The 24,557-nt window shown below is 68.5% G+C and carries 25 protein-coding genes and 1 tRNA gene; 7 read left to right on the plus strand and 19 right to left on the minus strand.

The window, feature by feature from the left end:
• Nucleotides 1-292 precede the first annotated feature (292 nt).
• The gene (locus IF12_RS0119815; protein WP_030161545.1) at nucleotides 293-1,321 is read right to left on the minus strand and encodes a DMT family transporter; all 1,029 of its coding nucleotides are present in this window, start codon (nucleotides 1,319-1,321) and stop codon (nucleotides 293-295) included.
• A gap of 80 nt (nucleotides 1,322-1,401) precedes the next feature.
• Here IF12_RS0119815 and IF12_RS24410 point away from each other — a divergent pair, with 80 nt between their 5' ends.
• A complete protein-coding gene (locus IF12_RS24410) occupies nucleotides 1,402-1,992 on the plus strand; it encodes an ABATE domain-containing protein (RefSeq protein ID WP_051704653.1) in 591 nt (196 codons plus the stop codon).
• Nucleotides 1,993-2,025: 33 nt separating this feature from the next.
• The gene (locus IF12_RS24415; protein WP_051704654.1) at nucleotides 2,026-2,688 is read left to right on the plus strand and encodes a pentapeptide repeat-containing protein; all 663 of its coding nucleotides are present in this window, start codon (nucleotides 2,026-2,028) and stop codon (nucleotides 2,686-2,688) included.
• Here the strand turns inward: IF12_RS24415 and IF12_RS0119830 are convergent.
• From IF12_RS0119830 to IF12_RS0119855, 6 genes are all read right to left on the minus strand, one after another.
• Entirely contained in the window at nucleotides 2,685-3,158 is a 474-nt protein-coding gene (locus IF12_RS0119830) for a hypothetical protein (RefSeq protein WP_030161551.1), read from the minus strand. The two genes, IF12_RS24415 and IF12_RS0119830, sit on opposite strands and share 4 nt — an antisense overlap.
• Before the next feature lie 385 nt (nucleotides 3,159-3,543).
• Nucleotides 3,544-4,314, minus strand: coding sequence for a hypothetical protein (locus tag IF12_RS25855; RefSeq protein WP_133884100.1), 771 nt, complete (start codon nucleotides 4,312-4,314; stop codon nucleotides 3,544-3,546).
• Nucleotides 4,315-4,649: 335 nt separating this feature from the next.
• Entirely contained in the window at nucleotides 4,650-4,976 is a 327-nt protein-coding gene (locus IF12_RS0119840; protein ID WP_030161555.1) for a DUF952 domain-containing protein, read from the minus strand.
• Between the two features lie 105 nt (nucleotides 4,977-5,081).
• Nucleotides 5,082-5,882, minus strand: coding sequence for a DUF4097 family beta strand repeat-containing protein (locus tag IF12_RS0119845; protein WP_030161557.1), 801 nt, complete (start codon nucleotides 5,880-5,882; stop codon nucleotides 5,082-5,084).
• Nucleotides 5,879-6,538: a response regulator transcription factor gene (locus IF12_RS0119850; protein ID WP_030161559.1), complete on the minus strand. Its 660-nt coding sequence runs from the start codon at nucleotides 6,536-6,538 to the stop codon at nucleotides 5,879-5,881. The genes IF12_RS0119845 and IF12_RS0119850 overlap by 4 nt, the downstream gene beginning before the upstream one ends.
• A complete protein-coding gene (locus IF12_RS0119855) occupies nucleotides 6,526-7,785 on the minus strand; it encodes a sensor histidine kinase (RefSeq protein WP_081913777.1) in 1,260 nt (419 codons plus the stop codon). Before IF12_RS0119855 ends, IF12_RS0119850 begins: the two co-directional genes overlap by 13 nt.
• 235 nt (nucleotides 7,786-8,020) lie before the next feature.
• Here IF12_RS0119855 and IF12_RS0119865 point away from each other — a divergent pair, with 235 nt between their 5' ends.
• On the plus strand, nucleotides 8,021-9,163 hold the full coding sequence (locus tag IF12_RS0119865) for a hypothetical protein (protein WP_156036863.1): 1,143 nt from the start codon (nucleotides 8,021-8,023) through the stop codon (nucleotides 9,161-9,163).
• A 68-nt stretch (nucleotides 9,164-9,231) separates the two neighbouring features.
• Here IF12_RS0119865 and IF12_RS0119870 read toward each other — a convergent pair whose 3' ends face one another.
• From IF12_RS0119870 to IF12_RS0119890, 5 genes are all read right to left on the minus strand, one after another.
• On the minus strand, nucleotides 9,232-10,410 hold the full coding sequence (locus tag IF12_RS0119870; RefSeq protein ID WP_133884098.1) for a hypothetical protein: 1,179 nt from the start codon (nucleotides 10,408-10,410) through the stop codon (nucleotides 9,232-9,234).
• Nucleotides 10,411-10,569: 159 nt separating this feature from the next.
• Nucleotides 10,570-11,781, minus strand: a complete 1,212-nt coding sequence (locus IF12_RS0119875; protein ID WP_030161567.1) for an OmpA family protein — start codon at nucleotides 11,779-11,781, stop codon at nucleotides 10,570-10,572.
• A gap of 32 nt (nucleotides 11,782-11,813) precedes the next feature.
• Nucleotides 11,814-12,719, minus strand: a complete 906-nt coding sequence (locus IF12_RS0119880) for a hypothetical protein (protein ID WP_133884097.1) — start codon at nucleotides 12,717-12,719, stop codon at nucleotides 11,814-11,816.
• A complete protein-coding gene (locus IF12_RS0119885) occupies nucleotides 12,712-14,970 on the minus strand; it encodes a hypothetical protein (protein ID WP_030161571.1) in 2,259 nt (752 codons plus the stop codon). The genes IF12_RS0119880 and IF12_RS0119885 overlap by 8 nt, the downstream gene beginning before the upstream one ends.
• Nucleotides 14,967-15,953 carry a BTAD domain-containing putative transcriptional regulator gene (locus IF12_RS0119890; protein WP_081913779.1) on the minus strand — a complete coding sequence of 329 codons (987 nt, stop codon included), beginning with the start codon at nucleotides 15,951-15,953 and terminating at the stop codon, nucleotides 14,967-14,969. The genes IF12_RS0119885 and IF12_RS0119890 overlap by 4 nt, the downstream gene beginning before the upstream one ends.
• A gap of 117 nt (nucleotides 15,954-16,070) precedes the next feature.
• On the opposite strand from IF12_RS0119890, the gene IF12_RS0119895 reads away from it, so the two are divergent.
• Nucleotides 16,071-16,268 carry a DUF397 domain-containing protein gene (locus IF12_RS0119895; protein WP_030161575.1) on the plus strand — a complete coding sequence of 66 codons (198 nt, stop codon included), beginning with the start codon at nucleotides 16,071-16,073 and terminating at the stop codon, nucleotides 16,266-16,268.
• A gap of 48 nt (nucleotides 16,269-16,316) precedes the next feature.
• Here the strand turns inward: IF12_RS0119895 and IF12_RS0119900 are convergent, their stop codons facing one another.
• The 4 genes from IF12_RS0119900 to IF12_RS0119920 all read right to left on the minus strand — a co-directional run bounded on the left by IF12_RS0119900 (nucleotide 16,317) and on the right by IF12_RS0119920 (nucleotide 19,793).
• Nucleotides 16,317-17,198, minus strand: coding sequence for a helix-turn-helix transcriptional regulator (locus IF12_RS0119900; RefSeq protein WP_051704655.1), 882 nt, complete (start codon nucleotides 17,196-17,198; stop codon nucleotides 16,317-16,319).
• A 537-nt stretch (nucleotides 17,199-17,735) separates the two neighbouring features.
• A complete protein-coding gene (locus IF12_RS0119910) occupies nucleotides 17,736-18,167 on the minus strand; it encodes a hypothetical protein (protein ID WP_030161581.1) in 432 nt (143 codons plus the stop codon).
• A gap of 264 nt (nucleotides 18,168-18,431) precedes the next feature.
• The gene (locus tag IF12_RS0119915; RefSeq protein ID WP_030161583.1) at nucleotides 18,432-18,620 is read right to left on the minus strand and encodes a hypothetical protein; all 189 of its coding nucleotides are present in this window, start codon (nucleotides 18,618-18,620) and stop codon (nucleotides 18,432-18,434) included.
• A 189-nt stretch (nucleotides 18,621-18,809) separates the two neighbouring features.
• The gene (locus tag IF12_RS0119920) at nucleotides 18,810-19,793 is read right to left on the minus strand and encodes a GlxA family transcriptional regulator (protein ID WP_051704656.1); all 984 of its coding nucleotides are present in this window, start codon (nucleotides 19,791-19,793) and stop codon (nucleotides 18,810-18,812) included.
• A 70-nt stretch (nucleotides 19,794-19,863) separates the two neighbouring features.
• Between IF12_RS0119920 and IF12_RS0119925 the strand changes: the two genes are divergently transcribed.
• Nucleotides 19,864-21,147, plus strand: coding sequence for an MFS transporter (locus IF12_RS0119925; RefSeq protein WP_030161587.1), 1,284 nt, complete (start codon nucleotides 19,864-19,866; stop codon nucleotides 21,145-21,147).
• Between the two features lie 118 nt (nucleotides 21,148-21,265).
• Here IF12_RS0119925 and IF12_RS0119930 read toward each other — a convergent pair whose 3' ends face one another.
• On the minus strand, nucleotides 21,266-22,111 hold the full coding sequence (locus IF12_RS0119930) for an alpha/beta fold hydrolase (RefSeq protein WP_030161588.1): 846 nt from the start codon (nucleotides 22,109-22,111) through the stop codon (nucleotides 21,266-21,268).
• 62 nt (nucleotides 22,112-22,173) lie between these two features.
• Between IF12_RS0119930 and IF12_RS0119935 the strand changes: the two genes are divergently transcribed.
• A complete protein-coding gene (locus IF12_RS0119935; protein WP_030161590.1) occupies nucleotides 22,174-22,788 on the plus strand; it encodes a TetR/AcrR family transcriptional regulator in 615 nt (204 codons plus the stop codon).
• A gap of 128 nt (nucleotides 22,789-22,916) precedes the next feature.
• On the opposite strand, the gene IF12_RS0119940 is transcribed toward IF12_RS0119935, so the two are convergent.
• Together IF12_RS0119940 and IF12_RS0119945 are read right to left on the minus strand one after the other, a co-directional pair.
• Nucleotides 22,917-22,993: transfer RNA gene (locus IF12_RS0119940), tRNA-Pro, on the minus strand.
• A gap of 133 nt (nucleotides 22,994-23,126) precedes the next feature.
• Complete coding sequence (locus IF12_RS0119945; RefSeq protein WP_030161592.1) at nucleotides 23,127-24,023, minus strand: metallophosphoesterase; 897 nt, start codon at nucleotides 24,021-24,023, stop codon at nucleotides 23,127-23,129.
• 25 nt (nucleotides 24,024-24,048) lie between these two features.
• Between IF12_RS0119945 and IF12_RS0119950 the strand changes: the two genes are divergently transcribed.
• Nucleotides 24,049-24,504, plus strand: a complete 456-nt coding sequence (locus IF12_RS0119950) for a GatB/YqeY domain-containing protein (protein ID WP_030161593.1) — start codon at nucleotides 24,049-24,051, stop codon at nucleotides 24,502-24,504.
• The last annotated feature ends 53 nt before the right edge of the window (nucleotides 24,505-24,557 follow it).

A 24,557-nucleotide genomic window follows, 5' to 3' on the forward strand; every position in this document is an offset into this window, starting at 1 on the left:
GCACCGCACCGCACCGCACCGCACCGCACCGCACCGCACCGCACCGCACCGCACCGCACCGCACCGCACCGCACCGCACCGCACCGCACCGACCATTATGTGACCCTCACCACTTGACCTCCACCGGCCGGCCCGAAATGTCGTACCCATCGGTCAGGGTTGTTGATCCGGGGATCTTCAATTCGCAAAACAACCGGTGTTCGTCGTGCCCGCGGGGCCGCGGCGCGCGGTCGCGCGTCCCGATTCAGAGACACGCGACCGCGAAGGCGCGCACGGCGTCTCGGCGTGCCGTTCAGGACGCCGAGGGCACGGACGCCGGAGGCGCGTTCGTCGCGACCGGCGGGGGCCCTTGGGGTTCCGCCCTCTTCGGCCTCGTCGCGAGGACGATCCCGGTGACCGTGATCGCCAGACCCGTCCACAGCAGCGAGTCCGGGCGCTGGCCGAACAGAGGCCAGGCCGCGAACGTCGCGAGCGGGGTGACCAGCAGCATCAGGCGCGCGGTGTCCGCGGCTTGACGGTGGCGGAGCATGAGGAACGTCAACGCGGAGGCGATGCAGGAGTTCCCGATGGCGAGGAACAGGACGACGCCGACTGAGGTGCCGTTGACCGGAATCGCGATGCCGCCCTCGAAGACGAGGGCGAGCGGAAGCGTGACGGCGGCGGCGACCGCCATCTGCACGGCGGTCCCAGTCCGCAGGTCCATGCGGGCGCCGGTGCGGCGCTGGACGAGGGTGCCCGCGGCGAACGCGATGGACCCGGCGACCGGCAGCAGCGCGGCGACGCCAATGGCGACCGCCTGCCACTCCCCCGCGATGGCCACGGCGAGGCCCGCGAATCCGAGTAAAGTCCCTCCCCACTGGAGTGGCGAGAGCCGTTCGCCGAGCGTGAAGGTCCCGCCGACCGCGACCAGGACCGGGGAGGCGCCGATGGCGATCGCGACGATCGCGACCGGGACGCCCAGGGCCAGCCCGAGGTAGCAGAAGCTGAACATGCCCGCCTGCATGAGCAGGCCGGTCGCGACGACCTGGACCCACGCGTCCCGGCCCTGAGGCCAGCGCGCGCGGGTGAGGACGGCGAGGATCGCGAGGATGACGGCGGCGACGCCGAAGCGCCAGAAGCAGAGCGCGAGCGGACTGGCCTGGGTGACGCCGATGGGTCCGGCGATGTAGCCGCCGGTCCACATGACGACGAAGGCGACGGAGAGTCCGGGGCCGAGGAGGAAGGAGCGGGATCGAGACGAGGCAGCGGTGGTGGGGGTGGCCGCGGCGGGAAGTGCGGGGAACGTGGGGACTTTGATCGGCGTCGGCGCTTCGGTGGTCATGGACCCTCCAGTTGTAACGCTTCATATCGTTACAACGTAAGTCGGGCCTTTGTAACAAGTCAACCTGTTACATTGTCCTGATGAAATCCGACAGTCGCAGCGAGTTCACGTTCTCGACAGGCCGGCCATGGCTCGATTTCATTGCGACGCTTGCCGATCGGCTCGGTGAAGAGCCCTTCGAGCGGCTTTGGGACACCGGGCGCCTCGCGCTGTGGCTCCAGCGCGGCATGGGCGCCGAGCCGGAGGTGAAGGTGACCGAGGCCGATCTGGAGCACGCCCGGTGGGCGCGGGAGGCGATCCAGGTCCTGGCCGATGCGGCGCTGGACGGGGCGGCGCCGCCGCAGCGGGCCGTGGCGGCGGCGAACCGGGCGCTGGAGTTGTACGAGCCGCCGCGCGCGCGGATCGAGGGCGGGCGGTTGCGCGCCGGCGCGCCGACCTCGGTGGAGACGGCCGTGTCCTGGCTGGTGCTGGAGGCGCTCCAGACGTTGAGCGGGGACGGGGCGCGGCTGCTGCGGCGGTGCGCCGCACCCGATTGCAGGGCGGTGTTCGCCGACCCTTCGGGCAGGCGCCGGTGGTGCCCGAGCGACCGGTGCGGGGTGAAGCACCGCGTGCGGGCGCACAGGGAGCGGGCGAAGCAGGTCCCGGGCGAGGATGTCGGCGGTGTCCCGTAACCTGCCGGGGTTCACCAAGACCGAGGAGGCCCGGTGAAGTTCAGGAAGATCGACGAGCAGCGCTCGATGCGCAGGCCGCTGTGGGAGGCCGACCGGCTGGCGGCGGTGGCGGAGCCGCCGGAGGCGGACTTCGAGTTGAGCGAGCGGTTGTTCGACGGTCTGGAATGGACGGGCGGGGCCGCGGACGGCAGCCTGGACCAGTCGCTGCTGCGGAGCGTGGACTTCTCGGGGACGGCGCTGTCGCCGTTCGAGGTCGTCGACGTGACCGTGGAGCGGTCGGTGCTGTCGAACGGCAGATGGGAGCGGGCGACGGCTCGCCGCGTGGAGATCACCGACAGCCAGCTGGTGGGCTGGCAGGCGCAGTTCGCGCTGGTGCAGGACCTGTACGTGTCCGATTGCCGGGCGGACTTCGCCGGGATCTCGATCGGGACGGCGAAGGGGCCGGTGGTCTTCGAGCGGTGCCGGTTCATGAACGCGACGTTCTTGGGCGACTTGTCGAAGGCGGTGTTCATCGACTGCGCGTTCCCGGGGGCGGACTTCTCGCGGGTGGCGAACGCGAAGGGCTGCGACCTGCGACGCTCGGACCTGGTGGGCATCACGGGCCTGATGAGTCTGCGAGGAGCGCTGATCACCCCGGGTCAAGCGGTCGAGATAGCGGGGGAACTGGCGAAGGCCGCGGGCTTCAAGCTCGCCTAGCGGGCCGAGGGCCGGCGGGAAGTGCGGGTTGGCGAACTGGAACCGGCGAAGGCGGCAGGTTTCAAGCTCGCCTTGCGGTAAGGCGAAGCGATCGTGTGGCGAGGCGGCGTTGCGGGGTCGCAGCATGGCGAACCGGCAACGGCTAACTTGACCTCGGTGAAGGTCGCGGAGTGGACCTCGCCGGTGCGCCCGCCGTCGGCGTCGAACGACCAGAAGCCGGTGATCGTGCCGGAGTTGAAGTCCATGACGTGGGTGACGGCCGCGCCCGAGACCTCGTTCCAGCCGAGCAGGTAGACGCTGGGGGCGACCTCGCCGACGTGCAGGTCCACTACGCCGGAGCCGCCTTCAGAGGCGCCGTCGATCTGTTCGTATCGGAGCTTGTTGCCTTCGGGTGCATACGCATTGCGAAGGACGACCCCGTTGTCGACGCGGATGTCGAAGACCTTGCCGGCGAACGCGAAATCACTCATGTCCGGTTCCTCTCTCCTCGGATGCGCCCGCGCGCCGAAGCGGCGCGACGGACAACGGCCACCCTCCAACCTATGAGCTGCGAGGCCGGAAGACAGGAGATTCCCCGACTCCATCGTCAGGGTCGATCGAGTTCCGGGCCTGCCAGAAGGCATCGCTGAAGCCCCCTCGCCCCTCGCCCCTCGCCCCTCGCCCCTCGCCCCTCGCCAACGAAGCGTCGTGCCCCTCTCCTTTCGAGCCCAGGGCCCTGCGTCCCGGCCCGCCCCGGAGCCCGGGCCGCGCCTTTCGCGGCGCGACCCGGACTCGGTTTCACCGCCGACGCCGACGCCGACGCCTCACCATTCGCCGAGGCCACTCGTGCACGCCCGCTTCCTATGCCTCGCCTTCCTACGCTTCGCCACCGGCCGAGATCGCCGAATTCGCTGCGGCAAGCCGCACCGCGAAGTCCGCGTCGTCCGTCTCCGCCAGCGCTTCCAGCGTCGTCTTCCTGCGCCGCAGCGACCGCTCCAACCAGTCCTGCCATTCCGGCCCGGCCTCGGCCGCCGCGATTGTGGCCGGTCGCCAGACCGGCATCGGCGCGCCGCTCGCAGGGAAGCGCGGATTCGGCTTCAGCCCCTCCGGTTCCGGTAGGAAGTCGCGGACCGCCGTGTCGGTCCACCCTCGCGAACGCAAGAGCGGCTTGGTGACCCACACCGACCCGTCCCCGCGCTTGACGAACCGCCGCTCCGGCGGCGTCGATCCTTCCGCGGATTCCCTCTGGTCCCCCGCTGCGATCAGTTCGCCCCGCGAGGTTCCCGGCAGAGCGGGCGGTGGGATCGACGTTGTCGCGCTCGGCGACGTCGGCGGGGCCGAATTACCTGCCGAGCTCTGCGATGCCGCCTGCCGAAGGGCCGAGGCGGTCTTGTTCGGCGAACTGCGCGACGCCTTCCGGCGGGTCGGCGAGGCACCTTGCCGCGTCGGCTCACTCGCATCATTGAGCGGGGCCGGTACCGGTCGGGCCGTCAACGGTTCCGCTTCCTCGGCGCCCGTTCCCGCCTTCGACTCGGCTCCCGCCTTCGCATCACGCGTGGCCTCGTCGGCGCCGTCCAGTGACCGCACCAGCCACCTGGTGAAGTGCTCGCGCAGCGGTGTCGCGGGGATCGTCTCGAACGGCAGCATCCGATCGAGCGTTCCCGGCCCCTGCACAACTTGCGGAGGGCTTGCGGCCCTTGCTGTTCGTAGCTTTTCGCCAGGCCAGATGTCGCTCCTGCCCGCCGATGCCTTCCGGCCCGGCGAGGTGCCGCTCGCGGGGCGGTCGGCGAGGTTCTTTCGCTTCGCCTGGGTTCGTGAACTGTCTGATGGTCTCGTTGCCGCCATCGCGCCGTCCGATCGGTCGATCGCGCCTCGCTCACAAGCTCGGCGCTCGCTGTGCAATTGCCGCGACAACTGTACGAGCAGGGTACGACACTTTCCGTGATGTCACTGTCTACCTGCGACGACGCATCTTCAGCGGCTCAGGCCCGGTTCGTCCACGGGCGCACTTCGATCACCGCGCTGACCGGCAGCGGCCCGTAGATGTGCGGGTACCGCTCAGCTCCGGGCTCGAGCGCCTCGTACTCGATCGGCGCTCCCACCAGCGCGTCGTCGATGACCAGCACCACCAGCGGCCCGTCGTAGTCGCCGTAGAGGAAGGCGCCCACCGCATCGACCTGGTCCGGCAGCGAGCAGTGGATGAACCCTTCCTCGGCGAGGGTCTTCCCGCGCGTCGATCCCTCGTACGATCCGGCGGCGAGCGCCGCCTCCCACAGTGCGGGTTCGGTCAGGTGCAGCAGTTCGGCCATGCCCGCACGCTACCTCCCCGCCGACCCGATCTCGACCCGCTTTTCGCCACTACGGCGATGCCGCCCGCGACCGGTCGGTCGCGGGCGGCATCGATCTCCGCACCCTCAGGCGCCGTAGCGAACCGTCAAGTCGCCGACGCCGATTTTCACCGTGATGGTGTAGTCCGCCGTCGTGGAGGGGTCGGTCGCGATGTCGATGTCCTGGCTGCCCACGCCGGAGTCGAAGCGCACGTCGTAGGTAGTGCCGTCGTCGGGCAGGATGAGCTCGACGTCGCCGGTGCCGATGTCGATGCTGATGTCGCCGAGCACCTGGTCGTAAGCGAGCCTCACGGTGCCCACACCGGTCTCGACCGAGGTCGAGGTGGCGCGCAGCTTCTCGCCGTCGACGGCGCCGACGCTCGTCTCGGCGTCGATCTCGCCGTCGAGCCCGTTGAGGCGGATGTCCCCCACGTCGATGTTCGCCTCGGCGTCGGTGCCCGCGGGCAGGTGCATGATGTAGTCCACTCTGCACTCGTCGATGTTGACCCAGAAGAGCGGGCGGTCGTCGCATTCGCCCTCGGCGGTGAAGGTGTCGCCGCGCCAGCTTTCGGTGGTCTCGGGTTCGGCGCCGCGCCAACCGGTGTCGCGGCGGACTTCGAGCACGTCGCCGTCGGCGGCGCTGAGCTCGATCAGGCCGATCTCGACGTCCACGTCGACGCCGCTGACGGGCTGCGTGTGCTCCTCGGTGTGGGTGCGCTGCTCCTCGGGCGAGGAGGCCGACCAGAGCCAGACGCCGGCGATCGTCATGGCGAACAGCAGCAGTGCACCGGTGAAGGTGCCGCCGACGATCCACCAGATCTTGCGGGTCGAGCGGCCCTCGGCCTCCGACGGGTCGGTTGCGGTTGCGTTCTCGGGGGTGACGGTCATGACCGGTCCTTTGCGTTGCCTTGCAGGAACTTGAGAATGGCGAGCACGCGGCGGTTGCCGCTGTCGGTGGGCGGGAGCCCGAGTTTGGAGAAGATCGAGTTGATGTGCTTGCTGACGGCGCCCTCGCTGAGGACGAGTACCGCGGCGATCCCGGCGTTCGAGCGGCCTTCCGCCATGTGCGACAAGACCTCTCGCTCTCGCGGGGTGAGGCGGTCGAGCTCGTCGCCGTCGCGGCGCACGAGGAGCTGGGAGATCACCTCGGGGTCGAGCGCGGTGCCGCCCTCGGCGACGCGCCGCAGCGAGTCGAGGAACTCGGTGACGTCGGCGACGCGGTCCTTGAGCAGGTAGCCGATGCCCCGCATCTGCCCGGTGAGCAGCTCGACCGCGTAGCGCTCCTCGACGTACTGCGAGAGCATGAGCACGGCCAGGTCCGGGTAGCGGCGGCGCAGCACCAGGGCCGCGCGGATGCCCTCGTCGCTCTGGTCGGGCGGCATCCGCACGTCGGCGACCACGAGGTCGGGGCAGTCGCGCTCGACCGAGCGCAGCAGCGCCTCGGCGTCCCCGACGGTGTCGATCACTTCGATGCCGCCGATCTCCATGAGCCGGGCGAGCCCTTCCCTGAGCAGGACCGAGTCTTCGGCGATCACGACGCGCATGGCAGCTCCGCTTCGATGGTGGTGGGCCCGCCGAGCGGGCTGGTGAGGTGGAAGGCGCCGTCGACCGAGCGGACCCGGTCGTCCAGGCCGCGAAGCCCGGTGCCGCCTTCGGGGTCGGCGCCGCCGCGGCCGTCGTCGGTGATGCGCAGCCGCAGGAGGTCGCCGTTGAACGTGATGTCCACGGTGGCGTTCTCGGCGCCCGAGTGGCGGGCGGCGTTGGTCAGCGCCTCGGAGACGACGAAGTAGGCGACGGCCTCCACGTCCTGGGCGGCCCTGCGGTCCATGTCGACCCGCAGGCGCACCGGGATGGGCGAGCGCGCGGCGACGGCCGACAGGGCCGCATCGAGGCCGCGGTCCTCCAGGACGGCCGGGTGCAGGCCGCGGACGAGGTCGCGCAGGTCGGTCAGGACCTGCTTGGCCTCCTCGTGGGCCTCTTCGAGGGCGCGCGAGCCCGCTTCGGGCATGTCGTCGATGGTGGCGCGGGCGATCCCGAGGTTCATGGCGAGGGAGGTGAGCCGCTGCTGGGCGCCGTCGTGGAGGTCGCGCTCGATGCGGCGGCGCTCGGCGTCGGCGGCATCCACAGTGGAGTTCCTACTGGCGGCGAGGTCGGTGACGCGCAGTGCGAGCGCCTCGGCACGGCTGGTGCCGAGCAGGTGGCGGGCCATCTGGGCGTCGAGCCACGCCAGGCCGCGGGTGATCCACGGCGCGGCGATGAACACGACTATGCCTGCGACGCAGATGATCCAGTGCCGCAGGCTCACGCCCGACCCGATGGCCACCAGCGGCGCGAGCGCCATCGCCGGGCCGAACGCCCACGAGAACAGGGTGATCAGGAGCGCGACGAACCCGTAAGGGCCCGCGATGAGGTGGTACGAGAGCTGGCGCCAGGTCTTGGGGTTGCGCAGGATCGCCAACAGCGCCTTCGGTGCGAACGTCACCGGCTGCGCGAAGGGCCCGTCGGGCCATTCGGCGCCGAGGAACGCGGTGTGGCGCGAGCGCTGCACGACGGTGAGCGCGGCGCTGAACACGAGTACGGCGCCCGCGGTCGCCAGCGGGACCACGATCGTGACGATGCCGCCGATCCCGACGAGCACCAGGATGAAGAGGATCAATCCGCCGAAGATTCCCACGGCGGCGCCGGTCGCCAAATGCATGAATGAGCGCCAGGTCGAGCCCGCCCCGAAGGCCCGCACCGCCGTGAGGGGTGCCTGCCGCCAGGGGCTCGCCGGCGTCGCTGAGATGTCCATGCTTGAACAGTAATTTCACCGCGGTCCACCCGCATTGCCGCTGGAGCCCGACTTCACGGTGAAGTTTTCTCCACCCCGCTTGCCGCCGACACTTCTCGGCGGACCCGTTCCTCGTCGCTGCCGGGACGCGATCGCCGACCCGATAGTGTGACAGCCTTTGGCTTGGGGTTGAACACAATTCGTGCTTACGGTCATACTCGGTTGCAGAGCTTGCGGAAAGGGACACCCTATGCCGATGACCGAGAAAGACCGCGAACGGTGGATTGCGATCCTCGACGGTCTGCCGGCCGATCAGACCCCCCAGCCCGAGAACCGCGTCGCCGTCGAAGCCAACCTCTCGGGCTTTCTCGGCAACATGTGGTTGAGCGCCACGAATCCCGAGATCCAAGGAGTCTCGGTCGCGGAGTTGCAGATGGTCGCCGTGCAGTACTTCCTCAACCGCGCCGACGCGTACGCGGCCGCCAGCCTCGCGGCGATGACGGAGCTCGCGGACTCCCCGGGCGGGCGACGGGCCGCGGTCAAGGCCGTCGAGCGCCTGGAGAAACTCGGCGTATCCGCACCTTCCTGGTACGGCGAGGAACTGACCTTGGACGAGTGTTGGGAGGGCGGCGACGTCTACGGCGACTGCCGCACCTACTTCATGTCGTTCCGCGCATCCAGCGGCGACTTCGCCTTGTCCTACACCGTCGAGTACTCCGACTTCCACTTCGACATGGTCACCGCCTGTGGGCACCATCCCGATATCGAGGAACTGCTCCGCCCGCACCGGGAACGGAACGCGCGCTTCGCGGACCGACTCTACCCGCCCCGCCGGTGCGAGCCGGCCGAGGTCTACAAGCACACGATCAGATCCCTCACCGACTGGGATCGCTTCTGCGTCGGGGGCGATCCGAAGCTTCTCGATTTCAGCTTCGTGTCCGTCCGCGCGCTGTGGAAGGCCCGGCTCCGGATGCTCCCCCGGCCGGAGGTGGATGCCGAGGAGATGGTCGCGCCGACTGACGAGGAGCAGGGACTTCGGAACGGCGCCTTCCTGATGTACCTGATTAGCGGCCATCACGAACTCGACGATCCGCATATGAGAGCCATCGACGAGATGTGCTGGTTCCACGGCTTCAACGGCTTCTCGGTCAGCCCCGTCAGCTCGTTCGTCTTCCTGGAGCGCTACCTCCCTGGGAAATACGAGCCGCGCGACCCGGTGATCGACGCGGTCAAGGAACTCATGCCGGACTTCGTGGCCTGGGCTGCCAATGTCACCGACGTCCCGCTCGAAGCAGTGCCGCATCTCAGGCACAGCACCGGGCGGCTGCTCACCGGCTACCCGAAGTGGAAGGTAATGGACAAGGACATCGCCCGCATTCCCCGGCCGCGCTCCCTCTGAAAGGCGATCAGAGGGAGGCTGCGGCCAAGGGATACGGGCGCCCGTTCCGATGGAGCTCGACGAACCGTTTACGCGCGATCGTCGGCGCGGAGCGCCAACGCGGTCTCGCGGCGGTCCTCCCCGCGGATCTGGTCGGTGAACAGGTTGTCGAGCCGACGTTTCTCCTTGCGGAGGTCGGCCGGGTCGCGCTCGTCGATCAGGCGGCAGACCTCCACCAACGGCCCGAGCTCCATCCTCGGTTGGGGGATTCCGGAGAACACGGGCTGGAGCAGCGCTTCGCGGCTGTCCGATGCCCCCTCCGCTGCGGTAACGTTGCCCGCCATCCGGTGCAATGACCTGAGCCGCAGGATGAAACCCTCCCAGGCCGACTGCATTTTGACGTTCAGCAAGCCTACGAGGTCGTCGCGCAGGGTCCGCAGGTCGCTCCAAGCCGAGTCGTATGCGGCGATCCCCCGCTCGGTTCGGCTCGACTGCCATTTATAGCGCCACCGAAGCAGCCGCAGTCGCCGTCGCAGCACGGACAGTTCGTCCGCTACTGGATCGTCAGCAAGGAGCTTGACGACGATCGCGCCGATCGTGAGCAGCGCGATCAGCAGCATGACCGACTCCGGCCGGTACCCGTCGGGCGGCGGCGTCGGATACATCGCCCGCAGCCCGGCCCACCTCGCGAGGACGAAGAGCAGGAACGCCACGAACCCGAACGGCAGCATCCACCAGGCGGCCCGTTGCACCCACTTGCCGATGACGCGCAGCGCGTACGTCAAGGCACCGGTGTCGTCGTCTCGCCGGAGCGGTCGGGGCGCCGCGGCCTTCCAAGCTCGCAACGGTCGCGAGAGCGCGTCGGCCGAGGCCGCGATGATGATCGCCAAGACCACGCCCGGCACGATCCCGACCACCACTTCCAGAGCTCTGACCGCGTTCAGGCCCCTTTCCGCGTCACCGGTCTCCGAGGTGAGGTACCGGAAGACCGCCCCGAAGTACCAGACGTCGAATAGGCCGATCCCGGCCACCACCGGCCAGCGCACCGCGCGCAGCCAAGCGGGCCGCCGCCGACTCGACTGCGCGGCGCGCTCGGCTCGGTCGAGTTCGCCCGCCGCATTGTCGATCCGTTTCTCTTCGATGGTGGTGCGCAACCTGGTCAGTTGGCGCTGCGCACCGCTCCAGGCCGTGTTCGCCGCATGCCGGCGTTCGACGACGCGGGGGTCGGACCGGACGGTCTCATATCCCGTTCGGACGGCGATCAGCATCGCCCGCATCTCCGAGGCGTCGATCTCATCGGCATCTCGGGGCCCGCGGTCGTTCTCGTGGGCGATCAGTTCTCGGACTCCGCACACGCAGCCCGAAGGACATTGCGCGAACGGATCGGGGGACGACTGTGGGGGAACGTCACTCATTGGCACTCCACATCAGGTGTAGACAAGGATCTCGACTCGGCGGTTGCACGCCATGTTGAGCAGATCGGGCTTGCCGTTGGCAAACTCGGGTTCGCACGCGGGCCTGGTAGAGGCATAGCCTTCCGTCGTGATGTCGGTGAAGCCCTCGCCGGCGAGGTAGTCCGCCACCGCCTTGGCGCGCAGTTCCGACAGCGTCTCGTTGCGCTCGGGTGTGCCGGTTGAGTCGGTGTGGCCGTAAATCTCGATCTTCGTGTAATCGAGGGCGTTGAGGAAATCGACTATCTCCCGCAGGGCTTCCTGCGTCCGGTCACCGGCGATGCTGTGCTCGTCGATGTTGAATAGGACCGATGCGGGCACGTTGATGAGGGTGGGGTCTCCCGGTGTGAGAATGATGGCCGGCATAGCCACATCGGCATCGCCTTCGGGGGCGATACCGGCCGCATCGGTGCGGCCGGGTGCGGCCGAGCCCGGCTCGACACAGTTCGCCCCGGTCTCCTCGCACAGTGCAGACCAGAGGTCCCTCATCCAGGTTCGTTGCGACGGTATGACGTCCGACCATCCGTCGGCGGGGTATCCGATGCCGAGAAACTGGACGGTGTAGCTGTCATCGAGTCTGGGCAGTTCCGATCCGCAGGATTCGACGATGCGCGGGATCGCCGTCGGATCTCCGATCGCCGCGGCGCGCAGGTCGGCGCATCCGGTGTTGCTGAGCCCGTCGGTCGCGATGTAAATGGTCTTGGGCCCGCTCCGGTCGCGCACGTAGTCGGCGGCGTCGGCGAGTGCGCGAAGCACGTCCGTGTGTGGCTTGGGCGGCGGTGCGGAAATGGCGTCGGACAGGTCGGCGACCAGGCATTCCCTGGTGTCGTTCATGTCGTTTCTGGTGCGGTTCGCATCATTGCTCTTGCCAGCGGTGACCTTCTCGGACTTCCAGTCCACGGCTCCGCCGAACAGCCCGATCACCACGAGGTCGTTGCCGTTCTGCGGCAGCTTCTCACTCAGCATGGTCGCCCAGTCCTGGCGGCTCTCGGGCTGGTCGACGTTGACGAAACTTGAGGCCGAGCCGTCTGCGAGCAACACGGTGGCCGTCGCGATCTCGCTTTCACCGGTGGGATTGGTGAGCAGGGAGTCGCATCGTTCCTCCGACGGCCCGTCCGACGGGTTGGATTCGGGAACCGGCTCGCCTAGCAGGTCTTCTGTCGAGCAGCCGCTCGCCAGGACGGCCATGGCGCAGAGCGGCGCGAGAACGCGGACAAATCTCATGTGTTCGCCCCCTGCCAGTCCCCGTCCGCGTCGTCGAAGGCGGAGGCAGGCCCCTCGTCCGGCCGCGCGATCCCGAACAGCTCGAAGGTCTGCCTGAGCGCTCGGTCGGAGGCCAGCACGAAGTCCAGCAGGTCCAGCTTCTCGTGTCCGGCGCCCACAGCCCCGACCACCTCGACCAGCTCGGAGGCCTCCTGTTTGCGGTCGCCCCGCATCTTGTACAGCGTGGCGGTAGCCTGCTCGGGCTGCTGCGCCATGTGGATCGCGTACGGAGTCTCCCACTGCGACAGGCCATCGCGGATGAAGGTGGTCCACACTTCCCGCAGCTCACCGAGCCGCTGCGCGGTCTGCTCGCTCTGCTCGTACCGCGCCTCGAACTTGACCTGGTCGGCGACCGCCAGGCGCTGCATCTCGCGCACGACTTCGGGCATGTCCACTCTGACCTTGACCGTGCAGGTGAGGACCGCCCCTTCCTCGTCCGGGATTCCCGCCAGGACGGTTTCGACGGCCTGTTGGACCGCGGTGGTCATCTCCGGTTCCGCCGCACCGGGTCGGAAAGGCGGATAGTCGCGACCGGTCCTCCGCGCGACCGACTTGACCTCAGCGAGGATCGCGGGCACCCGGTCGCGGATCTTCGCGTCGAGCGAGCCCGTGGAGAGCATTCCGGTGGCGCAGAAGCAGAGGTCTGCGGCGACCAAGAAGTCATAGGCGTCCCCTTTGGATGGGGTCTCGAACGCGAAGGTCTCGGTCTGGTTCACGCTCCGGGTCGGTGTGAGCTCAGGCGATGGCGTCGTGGCGTCGAGTTCGGCGAAACGCAAGAGGTTGCGCAGCGCCCGAGCGACCCAGCGGCGGACTCGGCCGCGCCGGGGCTTGGACGGGTCCGCTTGGGGGTGTTGGTCAGTCATGCCGTGGCCTCCAGGGGAGTGCGGTGTCGGGGTCATCGGGCATCCGCCTGTCCTTGCGGAATGCCCAGATTTGCAAGTGGAAGTCGAGGTGCTTCGTGATCTCGTCGTCCGTCCGCAGGTCGGCCAGCAGGCGGTCGATCACGCCGGTCATTTCAGTCGAGTCGGATTCACCGCGCCGGTCCTCCGCGAGGTCGCGCCAGCGACGCAGTGCCTCCCAGACGTTTTCGTTGCGATGGGTGGAATCGAGGGCGTTTCGCCACAGCGCCAGCAGCGCGGTGTAGATCTGCGGCTGGCCGGCCGCCAGCTCGGCCAGCAGCGGCCAGTCCTCCGCGCCGTCCTTGCTGGCGAGGAGCAGCAGGGACCTGGCTGCGGCCCATCGCCACCGCCAGTGCGGCATCCGGGTCCAGTTCGCCAGCTCTTGGACGACCTTCTCCTCGGCACCGGCGTCGAACATGTCCAGAAGCGCTTGGCGCACGATGTTGGCGAGTTCGCGTTCGACTCGTTCGACCTGCGCAAGGTCCCCGCGTCGATTCAACAGGCGCACGCGGCTTCCGGCGATCTCGCGTATCCGCTCGAGCGCCTCTTCAGGGTCCTGCGTGCCAAGGAAGGTGCCGTAGGCGGCGACGGCTGTGGCCGTGAGCTGGAGGTTGCTACTCTTGGCCCATCCTCCGACCACCCGCTGCGTCCGCGAGGCGAACCGGCCGCCGGCGGCGACGGTGAGCACCCCAAGGGCGAACGACGCGGTTTGCCGGGTCCGGAACCCGCCGTCACGAGCCCATGGTCTGATCACTTCCCGGAGCATGACTTCGAAGTCATGGCAGGCGAGCAGCGCCACGGCCAGAGCGACTTTGACTCGGACCCGGTCCTGCGGGTGATCGCCCAGCCCTCGGAGCCAATCGACCAGGAGGTCGCGTTCGCCGAGGTGTTCGAGCCAGATCAGTTCGAGCAGGTCGTGAGCGAACTGCGGGCGGGAGAGCCGGATGATGCGGCCGGAACCGTCGCCAGTCTGATTTTCCGGGGACTCGACGCACTTCGACCAGTGGGTCGATGGTCCTTCGAACCACCTGGTCCTGGGGATCTCGCTGTTGGCGACATCCGGTTCACGCAGTTCGGCGAGACGCGTAGCCTCGCGGATCACGGTGCTCGCGGCCAATTCGGACAGGACGGAAGTCGCCATGAGGAGGTGCCGCTTCCACAGCTCCTTTCCCTGCAAATCCTCGCGGGCGACATCGCGGAACTGGGCGAACTCCATCTCCGCGAGCAGTTCGGAGTCGGGCCGTCCGTCCTCTATTTCACTCAGCACGCGCCTGGCTACGGCGACCGCCTCGCCAGGCGAACTGCACGACTGCAAGTTGGTGCGCACGGTGGGAAGGGCCATCAGGTCGTCGACGCGGTCGGCCCGCAGTCTCAGTTCGACATGCCGACGGAAAACCGCCTCGGACGAAGGCGGACTGTACTTGACCACCTGGTCACCGGTGAGCGCCGCGGAACCCTCCGGCTCGGTCGCCGCCACGACGATGAGGATGCTCCGCTGCTTTCGCAGGACATCCTCCAGCCTGCTGAACGACGCGCTCTTCAGCTCCTCGACTTCCAGGATCAGTGCCTTGTCCTCCGGTATCGAGGAGGCGTCCACGTCGGTCAGCCCTAGGGCGGTATCCATGATGTCGATACCGCCCTCGACTTTGAGCTTGCGCCGTTGGCGGTAGTCGGCCGCGGCTGCGATGGCGGCGGTGTTACGCCCGGTTCGAGGCACCCCGATGAGGCAGAGGAGCGGTGAATCTTCCAATGCCGCGATCAGGCTCTCATGGCACGGAGGCGCGGCGTACACCGAACGCAGCCGCTCCAAGCGCCTGACCGGGACGGAACCACGCCGGGGAACCGAGGGAATCCCCAAGCCGTTGAAGTTCATGTATTCGGCTTGGAAGTACTTGTTCCTCTCGCCCCCGTGAACATTCTGCGAGTACCCTTCGCCCCTACGGGCGTTCAGGTCGTACATGCCTTGGTCGAGGTCGGCCCTGGCCGCCTCGTTGTCGGAGGAGTCGGGCTCAGGGTCGATCCCCTCCAGCTTCTCCTCTCCCTCATCCGGCGCTTCCATGTCGCCGTCCGATCCCCGATTCTCAGTCACCGGTCCGGCCGGAGCCTCGGCCGGCGGCGAGTCCGCGCTCTCATCGAGATCGACTATCGGCTCCTCGCGGGGCACGTCCGTCGGCTCGGGAGGGGGGTTCTCCACATCACTGTCTGAAGTGGTCATACTTCGTCACGTTCGTTGTAGTTCAGGGTTTCGGACTGAAAGAACTTGTTGTGCTGGCCGTTGTCGGCGCGCTGCATGAACCTGGGCCGCTCGCGCCCTTCCGGTTCGGGTTCCTCCTGCTCGACCTCTACTGCCGGATCGGCCGTCCCCTCGGGGTTCACGTCGTTCTCCTCTTCCTTCTCGGCCGTTTCCGGCAGCAGCAGCGCAGGATCGTCCTTGATGATCTGGTCTTTCAATTGACTGGTCTCCTTTGTGGGGTCGGATCCGAATGCCTTCACGAGCGTGTGCCTCAGCCGGTCGAACACCTCGTACGCCCGCCCGCCTTCTCCGGCACGGTGATAGGCGAGCATCCGGATGCGGGCAAGCTCTTCGTTCTCGGCGCCGTAGCTGTCATGCCCGGCCAGTCGGGCGAGCTCTGGGATCAGCTCCTTGTGCCGACCGCGGGCCATCTCGGCGTGCAGGCACGCCATGAGCGCCACCTGGTATTCCTGGCGCATCGCTTCCGCCAGGTTCTCGAGCGGCGGCTCGGCGGCTTCAAGTGGCATGCGGCCGCGCACCCCCGTTGAGTCGCCCCACTCGGCGAGGGCCTTCCTCCCGAACCGGACCGCCGCCTCTGGATCTTCCAGTCCCGCGGCGGCGGCGAGCGCCGCCAGTTCGCGGAAACGCAGGTAGTCCACGCTTGCCGCGCCGATTTCCAGCTGGTATCCCACGCCCCGCAGCGTCGTGATGAGCCTGCTGCTTCCAGGAACGGCTTCGTCGAACGCCTTGCGGATGCCCTTCAGGTACCCCTGGATCTGGGCGTCGGGGTTCTGCGGGCCCCGGTCCAGGTCCCACACCAGGCTCGCGAGTCGGCCCTTCTCGACCCACCCCCGGTCGAGCGCGAGAATGCCCAGCACCGCTCGCTGCTTGCGGTCGCCGAGCCGGACCTCGACTCCGTCGATCGTGACCGAGATGCGGTCCAGCACCCTTATCTCCATGTTCATACAGACAACCTCCAGAGATCGGTAGATGTATTACCCGAGTAAGTGCAGGTCAGGGGCTCAAGCTCTCTCTCATCAGCAAGTGCGGCGCGATTTCCGGCGCCGCCGAAGGGAGTAGCAATGTTCGATGAGAAGCACCAGAGCCCGCGGTTCCAGACCGCCTGCGAGAGCAGCACCTGCGTCGAGGTGGCGTCGTTCGCCAACCTGGTCCTGGTACGCGATTCGAAGGACCCCGAGGGCCCTGTCCTGTCCTTCAGCCAGATCGAGTGGCAGGAGTTCATCGCCGGGGTGAAGCAGGGCGTGTTCGACTTCGCGTAGGCCGAGCCGTCGGGGCCGGGCCGGACTCGGCCCCGACGCGGCATCCGATCAGCCATCGGTCGCCCGCAACTCGACGACCAGTCCCTGTAGGACGGACCGCGCTTCGTCGCCGTGGAGGGCCGATCGGTCGAGCGCCGACCAACGTCTTTGGTAGACCGCGACGTCCGCCTCGCGGACCAGCTGAAGGTTGGCGTGGATCGTCTCCGCGTTCACCAGTACGTCGTCCTCGGCCTCGGCCGGTTCGTAGACGGTGAACCCGTGCGAGTAGGGAACGGCGGCTTGGCGGGAAAACGGCAGCACACCCACGGTGACGTTGCCGAGCGTGCTCAGGCTGCTGATCCTGTCGATCTGGGCGGCGAGCATGGCGGTCGTGCTCGGTCGCCAGCGCAGCGCGGCCTCAGTGATCAGGAAGTTGAAACGCCGGCGCGGATCGTGCAGCAGCGACTGCCTTTCGAGCCTCGCGGTGACCGCTGCCGCGAGGCGGTCGGGGGTGTAGGACGGCTCCTGGAACATCTCGAACACGCGGCGCGCGTACTCGGCGGTCTGGAGGAGGCCCGGAATGACGGAGGGCTGGAAGGTGAGCACCCGGCGAGCGCTGCGCTCGTCCTTCTCGACGCTGTGCTGAAGGTGCGGCCGATCCTTCAGGGCCGACTGCCATCGGAGGATGGTGGTGTGCGCGGCCTCGGCCATCGCGTCCAGCATCCGGCGGGTGTCGTCCGAGGCCTCCACGGCCTCGGCCCAGGCCCTGACCTCGGGAAGGGACGGGAACGCCGCCCCCGATTCGATCCGCGAGATCTTCGACTGGCTGATGTGGATCTTGTCCGCGAGGTCCCGGCCGGACAGCCCGGAGAGCTGCCGGACTCGCTTGAGTTCGTCGGCCAGTCGCCGGCGACTCTCATCCGGCGTCGAACCGTCAGTACCTACCGCCATCGATCCTCCTACATGACGGACGGCTGCTGATCCGGGAAGGGGCAGTGGCCGCACACGACGAACAGGACATGATTCATCATGATGCAGAATGATTCACATTGTCAAGAAGCTTTCTCGTGTGCGGTGCATCACGGCCGTCGTCGCCGGGGTGTCTGGGAACGCGGTGCACCAGCGGCAGCCGCCTGGCGGGTCGCCGAAAATCAGACTGATGAGCTGGGGAAACGCGAATACATGGGATGTCGGAAACACAGCAGGGAGGGCGCGTCCGCCGGCTTCGCCCGGGCGCGGTGCATACAGCTCCACGTCGGCGCGGGGACTTGTCCGAACCCGGCGGGCACGCTCGTCAGCGTCGTCGAGGAGCGGACGAGCGCGCCCCGAACTGTCAGAGTCCCGGTCTTGACGGCGCTCATCGGCGCGTGCGGCACCGTGATCGCCGCGCTGGTCGCCGGGTTGTTCACTCTCTGGCGCGGGTGACGCGCCGTGGCGGCAAGAGGGTCTGCAAAACCTACAGGCTGCGGTATTGGTCGGTTCGAGGTTTCAGAGGTCGAACTTCGCGTCCTCGTCTATGGCGCTTACCAGGAGGCGTTCGATCGCTTGGAGCTCGCGCTTCGCCGCGGGTTCGGAGACGCTTCCGGAATCGAAGAGCAGGCTGATCTCGCAAGCCTGGGGGTCTCTTCCGATTGCAGTGAAGAGCTTCGCGTCATGGCGGGGCCATTCGCCGTTCTTCTCCACCGTCATCTCGCTCAGCAGGTCTTCGACCTCGGCCCGCGTCTTCGCCTCTGGGCTTTCCGCCCGGCCCCCTCCGGCTCGGGTGTCGTTGAAGTAGACCGTGAGGTCGAGGGGTTCGCCGCGTTCGGCTTCTACTTCGGTGGGGGCCGCTTCGAGGGCCTCGGGGTCGTACAGGTCGAACTTGTACGTTCTCGAGTGAGCCCGCACCGTCCACGAACCGGCAAGGACCTTTGTCGTCATCGGCGAACCTCGTGCGCAGCACCGCGAGCTCGTTCATGACGTCGCGGACCACGGCAGCCACCTTGGCGAGCGTGTTTCCCTGCGGCACTTCGCAGACCATCTCGTAGTTGGAGTAGTCGCCGTCTTTCCTGAAGCAGCGGATGCTCTCCAGCACCGCGTACTAGCCCAAGATCATCGGCAGTTCGCGGTCGGGTTCGCCCACTTGGCCTGCCACTTCTCGACCACGAGTGCGAACGTCTCGGAGCCAGACCGCTTGACCTGGTATCAGAGTGCGGAAGCGGTTTCGCCTGCTTTCGGTATCACGACACCTTCGAGGCGGATCTCGCTCAGTCCGGCGCCCTTGAGCCCCATCGTATCGAGCCGTTCGGCGCGGAAGTCCGGAGCGTCGGAAGAGACGCGCACGGGTTGGACGGCGAACATGCCCGAGGCGGCGGTATAGCGGGCGAACACCATGCCGCAGTCAGTATGCTCGGTCCCATTGCCGACGCCCTGGACGCCCGCCATTCCAAACAAAGCCACTGGCACGCAGGGAAATCAGTTGACATTCCGAAAGGAAGGCGCGGACCTTTCACCATTGCGACCGCCGACAAGGCGGAAACGACGAAAAGACCATTAAGAAAAGATCGACGGAAGCGCAGACTGTCAGCCTCCGGCGAAGGTCCGGCGGTAGGCGCTCGGTGAGACCCCTAGCGCTGCTTGGAAATGCAGGCGCAGCGACGAGGCCGAGCCGAACCCGGCCTCGGCCGCCACCTGGTCGATCGTCCGGTCGCTGCGCTCGAGCAGGTGGCGGGCTCGGCCGATCCGCTGGTTCAGCAGCCATCGCTGCGGCGAGGTGCCGACCTCCTCGCGGAAACGCCGGGTGAACGTCCGCACGCTCATCGCCTCGCATTCGGCCAACTGCCGCAAGGAGATCGGCTCGTAGAGGCGTTCGAGCGCCCACGACCTGGCCTTGCTGGTCGAGTTCGCCTCCGGTTCGGGGACCGGGCGCTCGATGAACTGGGCTTGGCCGCCGTCGCGGTGCGGCGGCACGACCGCCAAGCGCGCGACCGCGTTGGCGACCGCCGCGCCGAAGTCCAACCGCGTCAGATGCAGGCACAGGTCGAACCCGGAGGCCACCCCCGCGGAAGTGAACACGCCGCCGTCCTCGGTGTACAGCACCTCGGGTTCGAGCCGCACCCGCGGGAACAGCCGCCGGAACCGGTCGACCGCGTCCCAGTGGGTCGTCGCCCGCTTCCCGTCCAGCAGTCCCGCCGCCGCCAGTGCGAACGAGCCGGTGCAGATCGACGCGACCCGCGCGCCCGCCGGCACCGCCGCGAAGGCCTCCGCGAGCGGCCCGGGAAGGCGCCCGGTCAGGTACGCCGCATCCTGCTCGTGCTCGGAGGGGACGATGACCGTGTCGGCCTCGGCGAGCGCCTCGATCCCGTGGCGGACGTTGACGGTCACATCGGCGTCGGTCCGGATCTCGCCCGGCTCCACCGCGCAGGTCGCCACCTCGTACAGCCGCTCCCCCGACGATGCGCGGGCGGTGCCGAACACGCGGTGCGCGATGCCGAGCTCGACCGGGAGCAGGCCGTGGCGGACCAGGACCGCGACGCGGTGCCGTCCAGGATGCCGGAAAACGCTCATGGCCCGATCTTCGCACATATTGGCCAGCGGGCCACTGGCCGCCGCCGAACCGAACCCCGACACTTGACCCATGTCCATCACCGCCCCGCAACTCCCACAGCAGGAGCACCGGCCCTCCAAGCGCGTCCACCGGGCCTGGTGGGTCGCCGCCGTCGCCTTCACCGCCCTCGTCGGCGCCGCCGCCTTCCGCGCCACCCCGAGCGTCTTCATCGAGCCGCTGCACCGCGAGTTCGGCTGGTCGCACGCCACGATCTCGACCGCGATCTCGGTGAACATCCTGCTGTACGGGCTCTTCTCCCCGTTCGCCTCCGCGTTGCAGGAGCGGTACGGCATCCGCCGCGTCGTCGCCATCGCGCTCACCCTGATCGCCGCCGGCAGCGGCCTCACCGTGTTCATGACCGCGTCCTGGCAGCTCGTCATGGCCTGGGGCTTCATCGTCGGCATCGGCACCGGATCGATGGCGATGGCATTCGTCGCGACCATCACGAACCGCTGGTTCATCGAGCGCCGCGGCCTCGTCAGCGGCATCCTGACGGCCGGATCGGCAGCCGGACAGCTCGTCTTCCTGCCGGTGGTGGGCCTGCTGGTCGAAGGGCCGGGCTGGCGCGCAGCCTCGCTCCTGGTGTCGTCCGCGGCGCTGGCGATGGTGCCGCTGGTGCTGTTCGTGCTCCGCGACCGCCCCGAGGACGTGGGCCTGCGCCCGTACGGCGCGGGGCCGGACTACATGACCCCCGCGCCGCCGACGTCCGGCGCGGTGCGCCGCACCCTCGCAGCGCTGCTCGCGGCGAGCCGCCGCAAGGCGTTCTGGCTGCTGGCGGGGACCTTCGCGATCTGCGGGGCCTCCACGAACGGCCTGGTCGGGGCCCACTTCGTGCCCGCCGCGCACGACCACGGGATGCCGATCACGGCCGCCGCCTCGCTCCTGGCCGTCATCGGGATCGTGGACCTCATCGGGACGATCTTCTCCGGCTGGCTCACCGACCGGTTCGACCCGCGGCACCTCCTGTTCGCCTACTACGCGCTGCGCGGCGTCTCACTCCTGGCACTGCCGCGGCTGTTCACCGACGGCATCGAGCCGCCGATGGTGTTCTTCATCGTGATCTACGGACTCGACTGGGTGGCGACCGTGCCGCCGACGATCGCCTTGTGCCGCGAGCACTTCGGGGAGGACGGCGCGGTGGTCTTCGGCTGGGTCCTCGCCTCCCACCAGGTCGGCGCGGCGATCATCGCCTCGGCCGCGGGCCTGGTCCGCGACTTCACCGGCGCGTACGACTTCGCCTGGCTCGTCGCCGGAGCGCTCTGCGTACTGGCCGCCGGAATGTCCCTGGCGATCGCACGACCGAACCGAGCCTGATCGCGCCGCGACAAGCGGATAGCGACTGCGAGAACGCGGGAGCAACACCGGGCTCACGGAGCCGACGATCGCGGCGCGCCGGCGGCGTCCGGTCGTTTCGCTTGTTTTCTGTCCGTGTCTATCCGCGGGCGGTCGCGAAGCCGGCGATCTGGTCGGCGAACAGTTCGGGCGCGTCGAGCTGGACGAGTGTTCGGGCGCCCGGCACCGCGACGAACTCGGCGTCTCGGAATGCTCCGTGGAGGCGCCTTCCCAGGTCGGGAGTGAACGAGCGATCGGCCATGCCCCACACGATCCGGGCCCGCCCGGTGTAGTCCTTCAGTCGCGTGGACACGTCCAGCAATTCGCGCGGATCGAATCCACGGAGGACGCGCACGGCGTCGCGGCGAACGCCCGGGTCGGTGAGCGCGGGCTCGATCCAGGACCGGGTGAGGTCGGCGTCCAGCTCGTTCGCCAGGAGACCGAACCCGAGCGGCGAGTGGCGGAAGGCCTTGCTGCGTATGGGAAGCAGGTTGACCTTCATTCGGCGCGGACCCTTGAGCAGGCCGAAGATGACGTTGAAGGGGAAGGGCGGGAAGGTGTCGAAGGCGTCGCAGTTGGTCAGCACCACGCGGCCGACGCGGCTCGGGTCGGTGTCGAGCACGAACTGGGTCAGCGCCCCGCCGGTGTCGCTGCCGACGAGGGTGACGTCGTCCAGGTCGAGGGCTTCGAGGAAGGTCACGATGAGGCGGGCGAGGCCCCGCGGGGTCTGATCGGCCTCGGGGCGCATGGGCACGGGGTGCGCGCCCAGCGGCCAGTCGGGCGCGTAGGACCGGACGCCGCTATCGGCGAGGAGGTCGGCGGTGCGGGACCAGACCGCGGCGCTGGTCAGGAACGGGTGGACGAACACGACCGGCGGCTGGGCGGACCGCTCGGGTCCGGTGGCGCGGTAGTGGATCGTCCCGGTGGGCAGGTCGATGGTCGACATGCGAGGGGCTCCTTCGCTCATGAAGTATCATACAGTGTGCATGTAACTTACGGACTGATTGTATGAAAGCATCCAGGCGAACGCAAGAGGAGCGGACCGCGGCGACGCGCGCGGCCCTGATCGAGGCGGGCCGGAGGCTCTTCGCCGAGCACGGCTTCGCCGGTGTCGGCACCGAGACGCTGGTCCGCGAGGCCGGCGTCAGCCGAGGCGCCCTGTACCACCAGTTCGGCGACAAGACCGAGCTGTTCGCCGAGGTCCTCGCGGCGGTCGAGGCCGACGTCACGCGGCGCCTCGCCGCGACGGTGCCCTCAGGGGACGACGGCCTCGTCGCGGTGCTGACGCGGGCGGTGGAGGCCTGGCTGGACGCGTGCGAGAGCCCTGAGGTGCAGCGGATCGTGCTGATCGACGGCCCGTCCGTGCTCGGATGGGTGCGCTGGCGGGCGATCTGCCAGCCGCACGTGCTCGGCCTGATCGGGGCCGTGCTCGCCCAGGCCGCGGCGGAAGGCGAGCTGCTGCCGCTGCCGGTCAAGCCGCTCGCGCACCTGCTGCTCGCGGTCGCCGACGAGGCGGCGCTGTATCTGAACGCCGCGACCGACCGGGCCGCCGCGAGGGCGGAGATCGTCCAGATCGTCGACACGCTGGTTCGAGGGCTCACCGAGAGGCCCGCGTCCACTTGACTCTCTTCTCGGGCCCGGTATCGACTCCGTGCCCGGCGGACTCGTCCGGCGGGCACGGCCAAGCTGCACGACGGCGCGATGTTCCGATCGCAGGGCACGGAAAAGGGGGCCTTTCGGCCCCCTACCTTTGGTCGGGTTGACAGGATTTGAACCTGCGACCCCTTCGTCCCGAACGAAGTGCGCTACCAAGCTGCGCCACAACCCGATGTTCTGTTCTACATGCGCACACACGGTGTCCGCACGAAAGAAAATGCTACCCGAACGCTCCGCCCCGCGTCGAACGGGGTCTCCCGCTCCGGGCCCGGTCACACCCGGGCCCGGAGCGGGGACTCCATCGGCTAAAGAACGGCCGGCACGAACGTCAGCAGGCTCGCCTCCGGCGCGCACGCGAACCGCACCGGCGCGTACGGGCTCGTGCCCAGGCCCGCCGAGACGTGCAGCCACATGTCCTCCCACGGGTGCAGCCCCTTGACCCGCTTGCGGTCGATCCCGCAGTTGGTCACCAGCGCCCCGTACCCCGGCACGCACACCTGCCCGCCGTGGGTGTGCCCGGCGGCCACGAAGTCGTAGCCGTCCCGCGCGAACTCGTCGAGCACGCGCGGCTCCGGCGAGTGCGTCAACCCGATCGACAGGTCCGCGCTCTCGGGCACCCGACCGGCCACGATCGCGTAGTCGTCCAGGTGGAAGTGCGGGTCGTCCACGCCCGCGAAGTGGACGTTGAGCCCCGACACGACCTTGTCGGCCGCGAGGTTGTTGAGGTCGAGCCACCCGCCGTCGACGAGGACCTTCCGCAGCTCCTCGGTCGGCAGCGACTCCCCGTACTTGTGCTCGTGGTTCGGGTTGAAGTACTGGAGCGGGTTCTTGAACACCGGCGCGAAGTAGTCGTTCGAGCCGAACACGAACGCGCCCGGGGCCTTGAACAGCGGCCGGAGCGTCTTGGTCACCAGGTCCACCGCATCGGGGTGGGCCAGGTTGTCCCCGGTCAGCAGGACCAGGTCCGGGTCGAGCGCGGACAGGGACGCGACCCAGTGGGCCTTGCGCACCTGCCCGGGCGTCATGTGCAGGTCGGACAGGTGCAGGACCCGGATCGGCTCGGCGCCTTCGGGAAGCGCCGGCACCGCGAAGTGCCGGAGCGTGTACTGGACGCGCTCATAGAGAGAGGCGTAGGCGAGGGCCAGCGCACCGGCGCCGACCCCGATACCGGCTGCTGCGGCAAGTCCACGGCTGATCTTCATACCCCCAACGGTAGATTGTCGAGATATGAGTGAGCTAAAGACCCAGTTGGAAACAGATATGCGAGCCGCCCTCAAGGCCAAGGACAAGGTGACGCTGGGCACGCTCCGGATGGTCATCGCCGCGGTGCGGAACGAGGAGATCGCCGGGAAGACCCCGCGTGAACTCGACGACGCGGACGTGGTGCGGGTGCTGGTCAAGCAGGCCAAGCAGCGCCGCGAGGCCGCCGAGGGCTTCCGCGCCGGGGGCCGCGAGGACTCCGCCGAGGCCGAGCTGGCGGAGGAGGCCGTGATCAAGCGGTACCTGCCGACCGAACTCACTGAGGCCGAAGTCACGCAGCTGGTGCGCGAGGCGATCGGCGAGGGCGGCTTCTCCGGGCCGAAGGACATGGGCAAGGTCATGAAGGCCGTCGGCCCGAAGACGGCCGGGCGCGCCGACGGCAAGACCGTCGCCGCGATCGTGAAGGCCGAACTGGCCGGGTAGGCAGCGGGATCCGGTCCCCGCCCGCGGCTATCGTTGGAGGTCGGGCCCGCTCC

This window comes from Glycomyces sp. NRRL B-16210, from assembly GCF_000719515.1.
Lineage (GTDB): Bacteria > Actinomycetota > Actinomycetes > Mycobacteriales > Micromonosporaceae > Glycomyces.